Source organism: Micromonospora sp. DT229 (genome assembly GCF_049844505.1).
GTDB lineage: Bacteria > Actinomycetota > Actinomycetes > Mycobacteriales > Micromonosporaceae > Micromonospora.
Window position 1 is genome coordinate 49,591 of sequence record NZ_JBNCLD010000025.1, and the last position, 12,938, is coordinate 62,528.

Genomic DNA, 12,938 nt, shown 5'->3' on the forward strand with positions numbered 1-12,938 from the left:
CGCCGTTCTGCGGCGACACCTCCCCGTCTATCCCCACAGAGTCCAACCACCCCGGAAAGGCGCTCACCGTGCGACTCGTGCCGCAGAATCAGCCCGCAGACGCGACCGACCGCCAGGAAGGAGACAACGTCATCCGCCTCTCGCCCAAGCCGTTCATGTCCACCGAGGAACTTGCCGGACTGCTCGACGTCGACCCGTCGACCATCCGGCGGTGGCGCACTCTCCAACCGTTGCAGGGTTCGCCGTTCATTCAGATCTCCGACCGGGTGGTGAAGTACGCGACGACCGATGTCGAACGGTGGCTGTCGGCCCGTCGCATCTACCCGCAGGCGGCCTGATGGCCACGCCGCAGCAACCACCGATCGGCGTACGGCTGACCACCGATGTGGAGTACCGGCCCGGCCGCGACCGGCCGTACCGGGCACGGGTGCGGTGGACCGACCCGACCAGCAAGCGCCGGCTGTCCAAATCAACGACGGTCGCCACACCGGAAGAAGCGCAAGCCTGGATCGACGGCATGGCCAGTGCCGCACAAGGTGGCGTCGACCCGGTCGCCGCTACCAAGCGGCTCGCCGAGTACGGCGAGAGCGTGATGACGCTGGCCCTACGCGGCTTGGAACGCAAGACGCTTGATCCGTACCTGGCAGGGTGGCGTAAGCGGGTGGTGCCGACGCTCGGCCACATTCCTGTTCGGATGATTACCAATGGCGCGGTGGATCGGGCGGTGCATTCCTGGATCGCCGACGAATACAGCCGATCTACGGTGAAGAACAGCCTCGCCGTGCTGGTCCGCGTGCTGGAACAGGCCGTACGCGACGGCATCATCCAACGGAATCCCGCACAGGTCACCGGGTGGCAGCGCGAATACCAGCGGGCCGAAGACGAGTTGGACGATCCGCGCTCGCTGGCCCTGCCCGATTGGGAAACGCTGACCAAGCTTGCCGCTGCACTGGTGGACCGATCCGCGAACAACTTCACCGGTTGGGCCGACGTGGTGGTATTCGCAGCCTGTACCGCCGCTCGGATCGGTGAGGTTTCCGGCGTGCGGGCCGAGGACATCGACCGGGAAACGTGGATGTGGACAGTGCGCCGCCAAACCACACCCAGCCCCGGTGGCCTCATCGACAAGGGCACCAAAGGAAAACGCGCCCGGACCGTGCCCCTGATCGAAGAGGTACGGCCGATCGTCGCTCACCGCCTGGCCGCCGCGACCAAGCCTGATTCCCGGCTGTTCACCGGCCCGCGCGGTGGCCGAATCAGTACCGCCGTGCTCCGCGACGCGACGCATTGGGATGAGGTGGTGACCAAGCTGGGATTCGAGCACCTACGCCGACACGACCTACGGCACACCGGCCTCACCTGGATGGCCGACGCAGGCGTACCCGTGCACGTCCTACGGAAGATCGCCGGACACGGGTCGCTGACCACAACCCAGCGCTACCTACACCCCGACCGGCAATCGATCACCGACGCCGGAACGGCCCTCAGCGCCCATCTGAAGGCCCGCCGGTCCCCAGATGGTCCCCAGCTACGCGCCGTCTAGATCAGGAAACCCCTACTACCTCAGTACGAATTAGAGGCCGTTGACCAGGGAGAATATCCCGGTCGACGGCCTCTTTTCGTGCTGTCGGGACGGCCGGATTCGAACCGACGACCCCTTGACCCCCAGTCAAGTGCGCTACCAAGCTGCGCCACGTCCCGTTGCCACCGCCGGACCTTGCCCGCGACAGCCGGTACAGCTTAGCGCAGCCTCCCCCATCCGTCGCACAGCCCCCACCCCACACCGCCGCCTCGCCGAACAGCTCACCCCCGCTAGAGCATCCTAGGAAGATAGGTGAGCAGCAAAAGGGCCCGGGTGGAGGCGAGCGCCTCCACCCGGGCCCGGGTAAGACAGGATCAGCCGTGTGCTTTGCCTCGGCCGCCGGGGCCGAGCTTCTTGCGGGGGCGTACCGAGATCTCGATCGGGCTGCCCTCGAAGCCGAACTCCTCGCGCAGCTTGCGCTCGACGAAGCGCTGGTACCCGGCGTCCAGCGGGGCGGTGGTGAACAGCACGAACCGGGGTGGGGCCACGCCCGCCTGGGTGGCGAACAGGATCCTCGGTGCCCGTCCCCCACGTACGGGGTGCGGGGTGGCCTGGACCAGGGCGGTGAGCCAGGCGTTGAGCTGCGCGGTGGGGATGCGGGTCTCCCAGCTGTCCAACGCCCGGTGCAGGGAGGCGGCGAGCTTGTCGACGGCCCGGCCGGTCATCGCCGACAGGTTCAGCCGGATCGCCCACGGGATGCGGCGCAGTTCCCGCTCGATCTCCTTGTCCAGGTAGTACCGACGGTCGGCGTCGACCAGGTCCCACTTGTTGAAGGCGATGACCAGTGCCCGGCCGGCCTCGGTGACCATGGACAGGATCCGCTGGTCCTGTTCGCTGATCGGCTCGCTGGAGTCGAGCAGCACCACCGCCACCTCGGCGGCCTCGATCGCGGAGGCGGTACGCAGGCTGGCGTAGTACTCCGTGCCGCTGGCCTTGCCGACCCGCTTGCGCAGCCCGGCGGTGTCCACCAGGTGCCAGGTCTCGCCGCCGATGGTGACCAGGCTGTCCACCGGGTCGACCGTGGTGCCGGCGACCGCGTCGACCACCGCGCGTTCCTCACCGGAGAAGCGGTTGAGCAGGCTGGACTTGCCGACGTTGGGTCTACCGACCAGGGCCACCCGGCGGGGACCGCGGGGACGGTTCTCCACGATCTTCGGTGCCTCGGGCAGCGCGGCCATGATGGCGTCGAGCAGGTCGCCGGAGCCGCGGCCGTGCAGTGCCGACACCGGGTGCGGTTCACCGAGGCCGAGGGACCACAGCGAGGTGGCCTCCAGTTCGATGTTGGTGTTGTCGGCCTTGTTGGCGACCAGGATCACCGGTTTGGCGCTGCGCCGCAGCATCTTCACGGCCGCCTCGTCGACGTCGGTGGAGCCCACCGTGGCGTCGACCACGAACACCACCACGTCGGCGCTGGCCACGGCCGTCTCGGCCTGCGCGGCGATGGCCGCGGCCCGGTCCTTGGCGTCCGGTTCCCACCCGCCGGTGTCGACCACGGTGAAGGTCCGGCCGGACCACTGTGCGTCGTACGGGATCCGGTCGCGGGTCACTCCGGGGACGTCCTCGACGACCGCCTGGCGGCGGCCGATGATCCGGTTGACCAGTGTGGACTTGCCGACGTTCGGGCGGCCGACCACGGCCACCACCGGCTGCGGGCCGGTCGGCTCCTCGATGTCGAGGTCCGGTTCCCGCAGCTCCACCCAGCCGTCGTCGTTGCTCATGCCACTCCCCGCTCGGTGAGCAGCTCACGCAGTCGGGCCACGACCTCGTCGATGCCCAGTTCGGTGCTGTCCAGCACCACGGCGTCGGCGGCCTGGGCGAGCGGGTCGGCCTTGCGGGTCGAGTCCAACTGGTCGCGGCGGGCCAGGTCGGCGGCGGTGGCGGCGACGTCGGCGGCGTTCTCGGCGCTGCGCCGGGCGGCCCGGGCCTCCGCCGAGGCGGTGAGGTAGACCTTCAGGTCGGCGTCCGGGGCCACCACGGAACCGATGTCGCGGCCCTCGACCACGATCCGGCCGGCCTTGTCGATCATGTCGCGTTGCCGGGCGACCAGCAGGGCCCGCACCGCCGGTACGGCGGCCACCGCGGAGACGGCGGCGGTCACGTCGGCGCCTCGGATCTCGGCCTCGACGTTCACCCCGTCGACGGTCACGGTGTAGCCCGCCGGGTCGGTGCCGATGCGCAGGTCGACCTCGCCGGCGACCTTGGCCACGGCGTGGGCGTCGTTGAGGTCGACGCCGGAGCGCAGCACCGCCCAGGTGACGGCCCGGTACATCGCGCCGGTGTCCAGGTAACGGGCGGCCAAGCTGGTCGCCAGCCGTCGCGAGACGGTGGACTTACCCGAACCGGACGGCCCGTCCACAGCGACGACGCAGCGTCCGACCGGTATCTTTTCTTCCACCGTTGTCCTCCTCAGCCCGTACCTCACGTTCCGCCGTCATCGGCGGACGCGAGCGGTTGTCACACATGTCTCAATCATCCCCGGCGCCGAACCCCACGGCCCGCCGGGCCGTCCGCGAGCCTACCCCCAGCGGTACCCGCGACCGCGCGGTCAGTCACCCACGGCCTTGAACAGGGCGGCGACCTCCGCGTTGGTCAGGCGTCGGGTCCGCCCGCTGCGCAGGTCGCCGAGCCGGATCGGCCCGATGGCGGTACGCACCAGCCGGCTCACCGGGTGCCCCACCTCGGCGAGCAACCGTCGTACGATGTGTTTGCGCCCTTCGTGCAGGCTCAGCTCCACCTGGGCGGTACGCCCCAGGGAGTCCACCACCCGGAAGCCGTCCACGGTGACCGGCCCGTCCTCCAGTTCGATGCCGGCGGCCAGCCGCTTGCCGAGGTTGCGCGGGATGGGCCCGGCCACCTCGCACAGGTAGGTCTTCTGCACCCCGTAGGAGGGGTGCATCAGCCGGTGCGCGAGGGTGCCGTCGTTGGTGAGCAGCAGCAGGCCCTCGCTGTCCGCATCGAGCCGCCCGACGTGGTAGACCCGCTGCTCGACCCGGTTGCCGAGGAAGTCGGCCAGCGCGGTGCGGCCCTTCTCGTCGGCCATGGTGGAGACCACGCCGCGGGGCTTGTTCATGGCCAGGTACACCAGCCGGGTGTCGGCCTGGAGCCGTTCACCGTTGACGTGGATGACGGCGGTGGCGGGATCGACCTTGTCGCCGAGCTGCGCCACCCGCCCGTTGACCGTCACCTTCCGACGGAAGATCAGGTCCTCGCAGGCGCGCCGGGAGCCGACACCGGCGGCGGCGAGCACCTTCTGGAGGCGTTCCGGGCCGGTGTAGACGGGCGCGTCGGGTGAGGGGGTGCGGTTATCGCGAAGCATCGGCAAGCTCTTCTACGTCGTCGGGGAGGAACGGGGCCAGCGGTGGCAGGTCGTCGAGGCTGTTCAGGCCGAGTTTCTCCAGGAACATCGTGGTCGTCCGGTACAGGAACGCCCCGCTGTCGGACTCGGTGCCGCACTCTTCGATCAGCCCTCGGGAGACCAGGGTACGGATGACCCCGTCGCAGTTGACACCGCGGATGGCCGAGATGCGGGACCGGGTGACCGGCTGCTTGTAGGCCACCACGGCCAGGGTCTCCAGGGCGGCCTGGGTGATGCGTACGGACTGCCCGTCGAGGACGAACCGTTCCACGTAGGTGGCGTATTCCGGCCGGGTGTACAGCCGCCACCCGCCGGCGGCCCGGCGCAGGTCGAAGCCGTGACCGGCGGCGGTGTATCCGGCGGCGATCTCGTCGAGCATCGGGCCGATCCGCGCCGGCGGCTGCTCCAGCACCTGGGCCAGGGTCAGCTCGCTGACCGGTTCGTCCACCACCAGCAGGATCGCCTCCAGGGCGCCGCGCAGTTCGGTGTCGTCGAGCACCGGCGCCGGTTCCGGTGCCGGCCGGGTCCGCCCCGACCGCTGCCGACGCACCACCGCAGCGCCGGCAGTTCCCCCCGCCGTCACCGCACCGACGACACCCGTCTCCCCCGCCGCCGCACCGGCGGCACCCGCGTCATCCGGCGCCGCACCTACGACATCCGCGTCATCCGGCACATCGGCCTGGGCCGGAGTGGATGGCGCAGTCAGGGCGTGGGAAGGCCCCTGGCGGGGCACCTCCGGGTCACGATCGGGGGCGGCGGCCTCGACGGGTGGGGCGGGGCGCTGCCAGGGTGGGATCCAGGCTGCGGCCTGGTCAGCCAGCGAATCGCCACGTTCCTCGTGGGTCATTCGGCCTGCTCCTCGCTCGTTGCCGTCCCGTCCGGGTTCGGTTCGGCCGGGGCCCCGGCGTACTCGTCGATGGCCAGGGCCGGTCCGCCGTCGGCGGGACCGGTCCAGCGTACGGTCAACTCCTCCAACGCCTGTTCCTGCACGAAGGCCACCACCCCCTGCCGGTACAACTCCAGCAGGGCCAGGAACCGGGCCACCACCTCCAGGGTGGCTTCGCAGTCGACGCAGAGCAGGGTGAAGGTGGCCGTACCGGCCCGGCGTAGCCGTTCGGCGATGATCGCGGCGTGTTCCCGGACACTGACCCGGACCATGTGCACGTGGGCGATGGAGACCTCCGGCACCGGCTTCGGGGTCATCGCCCGTACGGCCAGGTCCCGCAGCCGCTGCACACCGATGTTGAGCACCAGGTCCGGCAGGGCCTCGGCGTAGCGGGGTTCCAGGGTGACCGCGCGGGGATAACGGCGTCCCCCGACCTCCTCCAGGGCGGCGATGTGCGCGGCCGCCTCCTTGTACGCCTTGTACTGGAGCAGCCGGGCGAAGAGCAGGTCTCGCGCCTCGAGCAGGGCCAGGTCCTCCTCGTTCTCCACCTCGGCGGCCGGCAGCAGCCGGGCCGCCTTCAGGTCGAGCAGGGTGGCGGCGATGAGCAGGAACTCGCTGGCCTCGTCGAGGTCCCAGTCGTCTCCCATGGCCCGGATGTAGGCGATGAACTCGTCGGTGACCTGGTGCAGGGCGACCTCGGTCACATCCAGCTTGTGTTTGCCGATCAGTTGCAGCAGCAGGTCGAACGGGCCGGTGAAGTTGGCCAGCCGCACGGTGAATCTGCCGGGATCGGCCGAATCGTCGACAGCGGCGTCCGCACCGACCGGGCCGGCGTCCGGCTCGGCCACCCGGGTCGGATCGTCCGCGGCGGCGGGGTCGAGGGGCGGCGCGGTCACGTCGACGACCGTAGTCCACGGCCTGGCCACGGGATTGCGGAGCCTACCGCTCCGCCTGCGCGGCAATCACCTCGCGGGCGAGCTGGCGGTAGTTGCGGGCCCCGGAGGAGGCCGGGTCGAGGGTGGTGATCGGGGCCCCGGCGACGGTGGACTCGGGGAACTTCACCGTCTTGGTGATCACCGTCTGGTAGACCTTGTCGCCGAATGCCTCCACCACCCGTTGCAGCACCTGCCGGCAGTGGGTGGTGCGGCTGTCGTACATGGTGGCGAGGATGCCTTCGAGTTCCAGGTCGAAGTTGAGCCGCTCCCGCACCTTGTCGATGGTGTCCAGCAGCAGGGCCACCCCGCGCAGGCTGAAGAACTCGCACTCCAGCGGGATGAGCACCCCGTGCGCCACGGTCAACGCGTTGATCGCCAGCAGGCCCAGGGAGGGCTGGCAGTCGATCAGGATGTAGTCGTACTCCTTGCGGACGCTCCTGAGCACCCGGGCCAGGGCCATCTCCCGGGCGACCTCGTTGACCAGCTGGATCTCGGCGGCGGAGAGGTCGATGTTGGCGGGCAGCAGGTGCAGACCGGCGACGTCGGTCTTGATCAGGACGTCCTCGGCGGTGACGTCGTCCTGCATCAGCAGGTTGTAGACCGACAGGTCCAGGTTGTGCGGGTTGACCCCCAGGCCGACCGAGAGGGCGCCCTGCGGGTCGAAGTCGACAAGCAGCACCTTGCGGCCGTACTCGGCCAGGGCGGCACCCAGGTTGATGGTCGTGGTGGTCTTGCCCACCCCGCCCTTCTGGTTGGCCATCGCGATGATCCGGGCCGGGCCGTGCCGGTCGGTGGGCATCGGCTCGGGGATCGGCTTGCGCATCGTGTAGGCGGCCGGGTCGGCCGGGCCCAGGTCAGCACCGAGGGCATTCTGCTGTTCGCGGAGCTCCGACGTCCAGGTCTCGGCACGGTCACCGTTGCCAGCCATGTCCTCGTTGCCCCCTCCCGACGACCATCCGGCGTCGGAGCCGCCCGACGTCCTTCGCGGCGCCGCTGCGTACCCCGGTCATCTCGCCGCCAGGGCCCGCGCTGCCGACTGTACGCCACCGGCCAGCAGGGCGTTCGGCACCTGCTCGGCGTGTCGGCCGACGGCACCGCCCGGCAGCGCTCAATTGCGGGCGCGGGGGTGGGCGGTGGCGTAGACCTCACGCAGTCGGTCGACGGTGACCAGAGTGTAGACCTGGGTGGTGGTGACCGAGGCGTGCCCCAGCAACTCCTGCACCACCCGTACGTCCGCGCCGCCGTCGAGCAGGTGGGTGGCGTAGGAGTGGCGCAGGGTGTGCGGGGAGACCGCCTGCGGTCCCTCGACGGGTAGGCCGGCGCGCTGCGCGGCCCGACGCAGGATGGTCCAGGCCCCCTGCCGGGTCAACGGCCCACCCCGGGCGTTGAGGAAGACCGCCGGGGTGCCCCGGCCGGCGGCGACCAGTCCGGGCCGGGCGCGGACCAGGTAGGCGCCCAGGGCCCGCTGGGCGTACCCGCCGATCGGCACCAGGCGGTCACGTCCGCCCTTGCCGCGCAGCAGCACCACCGCCTCGGTGAGGTCCACATCGTCCACCGCGAGACCGACCGTCTCGGAGATGCGGGCCCCGGTTCCGTACAGGAACTCCAGCAGTGCCCGGTCGCGCAACGCGAGCGGCGCGGCCTCCCCGGCGGCCTCCACCGGCCCGGCGGCCTCAAGCAGCCGGAGCACCTCCTCCAGCGACAGGGCGCGGGGCAGCCGGCGCGGCGGGGCGGGCGGCCGGACGTCGCGGCTGGGGTCGGCGGTGGTCAGGCCCTCGCGCAGGGCGAACCGGTGCAGGCCCCGCACGGCGCTGGCGGCCCGGGCGGCGGAGGAGGCGGCCAGGGGCGGGTGCCCGTCCTCGCCGGTGCGCAACCGGGCCAGGTGGCGTTCGATCTCGCCGGTGGGGACGACGGCCAGGTCGGTGACTCCGGCGGCGGCCAGGCTGTTCAGGTAGCGGTCCAGGTCGCGGCGGTAGGACACCAGGGTGTTCGTGGCCAGGCCGCGTTCGACCGTGAGGTGGTCCAGGTAGCCGCGTAGGGCGCGGCGCAGGGCCGGCGCGGGCTGGTGGCCCGCGCCGGCTCCGTCCGCTGCGGCGGTCGGGGTGCGGCCGGTCAGGCCAGCACCTCGGCCAGCGGAGTGGTCGGCAGGTCGTGTGCCTCAGCGACCGGGCCGTACACGACCTGTCCGTCGTGTGTGTTCAGGCCCAGCGCCAGCGCCGGATCGCGGCGGGACGCCTCACGCCAGCCGTGGTTGGCCAGCTCCAGCGCGTACGGCAGGGTGACGTTGGTCAGTGCGTACGTGCTGGTGTTCGGTACTGCGCCGGGCATGTTCGCCACGCAGTAGAAGATCGAGTTGTGCACCTTGTAGACCGGGTCGGCGTGCGTGGTGGGCCGGGAGTCCTCGAAGCAGCCGCCCTGGTCGATCGCGATGTCGACGAGCACGCTGCCGGGCTTCATCCGGGAGACCAGTTCGTTGGAGATCAGCTTGGGGGCCTTGGCGCCGGGCACCAGGACCGCGCCGATGACCAGGTCCGCGTCCAGCACGGCCCGCTCGATCTCGTACGCGTTCGACGCCACGGTCTGCAGGTGGCCCCGGTAGATGGCGTCGGCCTGCCGCAGCCGGCCGACGTTCTTGTCCAGCAGCAGCACCTCGGACTGCAGGCCGAGCGCGATGGCGGCGGCGTTCATGCCGGAGACCCCGGCGCCGATGACGACGGTCTTGGCCGCGTAGACGCCGGAGACCCCGCCGGGCAGCACCCCCCGGCCACCACCGGTACGCATCAGGTAGAAGGCGCCGACCTGCGGGGCCAGTCGACCGGCCACCTCGGACATCGGGGCGAGCAGCGGCAGCGACCGGTCCGGCAGTTCCACGGTCTCGTACGCGATGCCGGTGACCTTGCGGTCGAGCAGCGCCCGGGTGCAGTCGGCGGACGCGGCCAGGTGCAGGTAGGTGAAGAGCACCTGCCCTTCGCGCATCCGGTGGTACTCCTCGGCGACCGGCTCCTTGACCTTGAGCACCAGTTCCGCGGCGGCCCACACCTCGTCGGCGGTGTCCAGGATCTTCGCGCCGGCGGCGGCGAACTCCTCGTCGGTGATGCTCGACCCGAGTCCGGCGCCGGCCTCGATGAAGACCTGGTGACCGCTGCGGGTGAACTCGTTGACTCCCGCCGGTGTGATCGCGACGCGGTACTCGTGGTTCTTGACCTCGCGTGGAATACCGACCTTCACGATGCAGTCACCTTTCTCCGCCGGACCGTCGCCCCGCCTGCGCGGTGTGTGGTGGCGCCTTTGCCGCCACGGTCGACCGATCCCGTCGGCGCAGTTTAAGCGGGTCGGAAAGGCACCGGGGCCTGCACTGTGACACCTGGTGGTCGTGGACGTTGACGAAGTGTCAGGTGTCAGACCGCGCCCCTCGGTGGAGGGTCCCCTCAGCCGTCAGGACAGGATTCCCGCTGTGATCTCGCACTTCGGGCAGTCCGGTGCGCAGGCCCGCGAAGGGATCACTATTGTGTCGCCTCATGACCTATCCCCCTCCGCCCGGATATCCCCAGGGCGTTTCTGACAAGAGCAAGCTCGTCGCCGGCATCCTGCAGATCCTGCTGGGTGGCTTCGGCGTCGGCCGCTTCTACATGGGCGACACCAAGACGGGTGTCATCCAGCTGATCGTCACCATCGTGACCTGCGGCATCGGCAGCCTTTGGGGCCTCATCGACGGCATCCTGATCCTGGTCAACGGTGGCGTCGACGGGCAGGGACGCCCGCTGCGCGACTGACCCGTGACATCACGCAGGGGCCGGGCGAGGATTCGCCCGGCCCCTGCGTCTCGCGTGGTCCGACTTCAGCGCGGCAGCGGGGCGTCCGCCCGGCGCAGCCCCGACCAGCCGGCGTCGCGGGCCCGGGCGGCGGCCAGCAGCCCGGCCACACAGGAGGCGTTGGTGATCTCCCCGGCCAGCACCATGCCGACCGCCTCGTCCAGGTCGATCCGCACGATCTGCAGGTCGGCCTCCTCCTCGTGCCGGTCGTGGCGCTGCTCCGCGGGCACCTCGGTGAGGTCGCGGGCCAGGTAGACCCGGACCAGTTCGTTGGTGAACCCGGGCGAGCTGTGCAGGTCGACCAGCACATCGAAGCGCCCGGCGACCAGGTCGACCTCCTCGGCCAGCTCCCGGGCCGCGGTGAGCGCCGGATCCTCGCCGGCCACGTCGGTCAGGCCGGCCGGCAGCTCCCACAGCCGTCGCCCGACCGGTTGGCGGTACTGCCGGATCAACACCACCTGACCGGCGTCGTCCACCGCCACCACCGCCACCGCTCCGACGTGCCGGACCAGGTCGCGGGTGACGATGTCACCGCCGGGCATGGTCACCTGCTCGGAGACCACGTCGAAGATGCGACCCGAGTAGCGCACCTCACGCGAGCGCACCTCGTAGTGGTGCTCGACCCCGCTCACGAGGCCGAGGCCGCCGATGCGGCGGTGCCGTTGCGGGTGGCCCGCTGGGCCCCCTCCAGGTCGACCGGAAGCTGATCGGCCTGGGAGTACGCCACCGCGGCCTGCACGAAGGCGGCGAACAGCGGATGGGGCCGGGTCGGGCGGCTCTTGAGTTCCGGATGCGCCTGGGTGGCCACGAAGAACGGGTGCAGGTCCCGGTCCAGTTCGATGAACTCGACCAGCCGACCGTCCGGCGAGGTGCCGGAGATCCGCAGCCCGGCCTTGGTCAACTGGTCCCGGTAGGCGTTGTTCACCTCGTAGCGGTGCCGGTGTCGTTCGCTGACCTCGGTGCTGCCGTACGCCTCGGCGACGATCGACCCCTCGGCCAGCTTCGCCGGGTACGCCCCCAGCCGCATGGTGCCGCCCAGGTCGCCCTTGCCGGCGACGATGTCCTCCTGGTCGGCCATGGTGGCGATGACCGGGTGCACGGCGTCGGCCTCGAACTCCACCGAGTTGGCGCCCTCCAGGCCGGCCAGGTGCCGGGCCACCTCGATGGTCATGCACTGCAGGCCGAGGCAGAGCCCGAGCAGTGGAATGCCGTTCTCCCGGGCGTACCGGGCGGTGCCGATCTTGCCTTCGATGCCGCGCACCCCGAACCCACCCGGGATGACGATGCCGTCCACCCCGGCCAGGGCCGCCGCCGCGCCGGCGGGGGTGACGCAGTCGTCGCTGGGCACCCAGCGCAACTGCACCCGGGCCCGGTTACCGAACCCGGCCGCCCGGATCGCCTCACTCACCGACAGGTACGCATCCGGCAGGTCGACGTACTTGCCGACCAGGGCGACCGTGATGGTGCGCTGCGGCTGGTGCACCCGCTCCAGCAGGTCGTCCCAGCCGTCCCAGTCCACGTCCCGGAAGGAGAGCCCGAGCCGGCGCACCACGTACGCGTCCAGCCCTTCGCGGTGCAACACCTTGGGGATGTCGTAGATGCTGGGGGCGTCCGGGGCGGCGATGACGGCCTCGGCGTCGACGTCGCAGTACAGCGACAGCTTGTGCTTGAGCTTGTCCGGGATGTCGCGGTCGGAGCGGCACACGATGGCGTCGGGCTGGATGCCGATGTTGCGCAGCTGCGCCACGGAGTGCTGGGTCGGCTTGGTCTTCAACTCCCCGGACGGCGCCAGGTAGGGCACCAGGGACACGTGCAGGTAGAAGCAGTTGTCCCGGCCCAGGTCGTGCCGGACCTGACGGATCGCCTCCAGGAACGGCAGCGACTCGATGTCACCGACCGTGCCACCCACCTCGGTGATCACCACGTCCGGGGTACGGCCGTCGTCGTCCGGGTCGCCCATGGCCAGGATCCGGGACTTGATCTCGTTGGTGATGTGCGGGATCACCTGGACGGTGTCGCCCAGGTACTCGCCGCGCCGCTCCTTGGCGATCACGTCGGAGTAGATCTGGCCGGTGGTGACGTTCGCCTTGCCGGACAGCGCCCGGTCCAGGAACCGCTCGTAGTGGCCGACGTCCAGGTCGGTCTCGGCGCCGTCCTCGGTGACGAAGACCTCGCCGTGCTGGAACGGGTTCATGGTGCCGGGGTCGACATTGAGGTAGGGGTCGAGCTTCTGCATCACCACGCGGAGTCCCCGCGCGGTGAGCAGGTTGCCGAGGCTGGAGGCGGTCAGCCCTTTACCCAGGGAGGAGGCGACGCCCCCGGTGACGAAAATGTGCCTGGTCGTCCGTGCTGAAGGGGCCAAGGCCTG

The 12,938-nt window shown here is 70.6% G+C and carries 12 protein-coding genes, 1 tRNA gene and 1 pseudogene; 3 read left to right on the forward strand and 11 right to left on the reverse strand.

The genetic code is table 11. The annotated features are described in order from the left end of the window. The first annotated feature begins 77 nt into the window (after positions 1-77). Together ACLQ2T_RS26940 and ACLQ2T_RS26945 are read left to right on the forward strand one after the other, a co-directional pair. A complete protein-coding gene (locus tag ACLQ2T_RS26940; RefSeq protein ID WP_425769150.1) occupies positions 78-338 on the forward strand; it encodes a helix-turn-helix transcriptional regulator in 261 nt (86 codons plus the stop codon). After that, on the forward strand, positions 338-1,543 hold the full coding sequence (locus tag ACLQ2T_RS26945) for a tyrosine-type recombinase/integrase (protein ID WP_425769151.1): 1,206 nt from the start codon (positions 338-340) through the stop codon (positions 1,541-1,543). The genes ACLQ2T_RS26940 and ACLQ2T_RS26945 overlap by 1 nt, the downstream gene beginning before the upstream one ends. Before the next feature lie 84 nt (positions 1,544-1,627). Here the strand turns inward: ACLQ2T_RS26945 and ACLQ2T_RS26950 are convergent. From ACLQ2T_RS26950 to ald, 9 genes and pseudogenes are all read right to left on the reverse strand, one after another. Beyond that, positions 1,628-1,701: transfer RNA gene (locus tag ACLQ2T_RS26950), tRNA-Pro, on the reverse strand. Positions 1,702-1,896: 195 nt separating this feature from the next. Beyond that, positions 1,897-3,300, reverse strand: coding sequence for a ribosome biogenesis GTPase Der (gene der, locus ACLQ2T_RS26955; protein ID WP_425769152.1), 1,404 nt, complete (start codon positions 3,298-3,300; stop codon positions 1,897-1,899). Then, complete coding sequence (cmk, locus tag ACLQ2T_RS26960) at positions 3,297-3,977, reverse strand: (d)CMP kinase (protein ID WP_425769153.1); 681 nt, start codon at positions 3,975-3,977, stop codon at positions 3,297-3,299. The genes der and cmk overlap by 4 nt, the downstream gene beginning before the upstream one ends. Positions 3,978-4,127: 150 nt before the next feature. Further along, positions 4,128-4,898, reverse strand: a complete 771-nt coding sequence (locus tag ACLQ2T_RS26965) for a pseudouridine synthase (RefSeq protein WP_425769154.1) — start codon at positions 4,896-4,898, stop codon at positions 4,128-4,130. Next, on the reverse strand, positions 4,885-5,784 hold the full coding sequence (scpB, locus tag ACLQ2T_RS26970; protein WP_425769155.1) for an SMC-Scp complex subunit ScpB: 900 nt from the start codon (positions 5,782-5,784) through the stop codon (positions 4,885-4,887). The genes ACLQ2T_RS26965 and scpB overlap by 14 nt, the downstream gene beginning before the upstream one ends. 17 nt (positions 5,785-5,801) lie before the next feature. Next, positions 5,802-6,671, reverse strand: a pseudogene (locus ACLQ2T_RS26975) (segregation and condensation protein A); the annotation flags it as partial. Positions 6,672-6,762: 91 nt separating this feature from the next. After that, positions 6,763-7,686, reverse strand: a complete 924-nt coding sequence (locus ACLQ2T_RS26980; RefSeq protein WP_013732865.1) for a ParA family protein — start codon at positions 7,684-7,686, stop codon at positions 6,763-6,765. A gap of 180 nt (positions 7,687-7,866) precedes the next feature. Further along, the gene (locus ACLQ2T_RS26985; protein WP_425769176.1) at positions 7,867-8,874 is read right to left on the reverse strand and encodes a site-specific tyrosine recombinase XerD; all 1,008 of its coding nucleotides are present in this window, start codon (positions 8,872-8,874) and stop codon (positions 7,867-7,869) included. Next, positions 8,871-9,986: an alanine dehydrogenase gene (gene ald, locus ACLQ2T_RS26990; protein ID WP_425769156.1), complete on the reverse strand. Its 1,116-nt coding sequence runs from the start codon at positions 9,984-9,986 to the stop codon at positions 8,871-8,873. Before ald ends, ACLQ2T_RS26985 begins: the two co-directional genes overlap by 4 nt. A 251-nt stretch (positions 9,987-10,237) precedes the next feature. On the opposite strand from ald, the gene ACLQ2T_RS26995 reads away from it, so the two are divergent. After that, the gene (locus tag ACLQ2T_RS26995) at positions 10,238-10,531 is read left to right on the forward strand and encodes a TM2 domain-containing protein (RefSeq protein WP_425769157.1); all 294 of its coding nucleotides are present in this window, start codon (positions 10,238-10,240) and stop codon (positions 10,529-10,531) included. A 65-nt stretch (positions 10,532-10,596) separates the two neighbouring features. Here ACLQ2T_RS26995 and ACLQ2T_RS27000 read toward each other — a convergent pair whose 3' ends face one another. Beyond that, complete coding sequence (locus ACLQ2T_RS27000) at positions 10,597-11,202, reverse strand: NUDIX domain-containing protein (protein ID WP_425769158.1); 606 nt, start codon at positions 11,200-11,202, stop codon at positions 10,597-10,599. After that, positions 11,199-12,932, reverse strand: coding sequence for a CTP synthase (locus ACLQ2T_RS27005; protein ID WP_425769159.1), 1,734 nt, complete (start codon positions 12,930-12,932; stop codon positions 11,199-11,201). The genes ACLQ2T_RS27000 and ACLQ2T_RS27005 overlap by 4 nt, the downstream gene beginning before the upstream one ends. Positions 12,933-12,938: the final 6 nt, after the last annotated feature.

Coding starts and splice junctions, on each gene's coding strand:
- ACLQ2T_RS26945 (WP_425769151.1), top strand. CDS start 338: ATGGCCACGCCGCAGCAACCACCGATCGGCGTACGGCTGACCACCGAT.
- der (WP_425769152.1), bottom strand. CDS start 3,300: ATGAGCAACGACGACGGCTGGGTGGAGCTGCGGGAACCGGACCTCGAC.
- ACLQ2T_RS26965 (WP_425769154.1), bottom strand. CDS start 4,898: ATGCTTCGCGATAACCGCACCCCCTCACCCGACGCGCCCGTCTACACC.
- scpB (WP_425769155.1), bottom strand. CDS start 5,784: ATGACCCACGAGGAACGTGGCGATTCGCTGGCTGACCAGGCCGCAGCC.
- ACLQ2T_RS26980 (WP_013732865.1), bottom strand. CDS start 7,686: ATGGCTGGCAACGGTGACCGTGCCGAGACCTGGACGTCGGAGCTCCGC.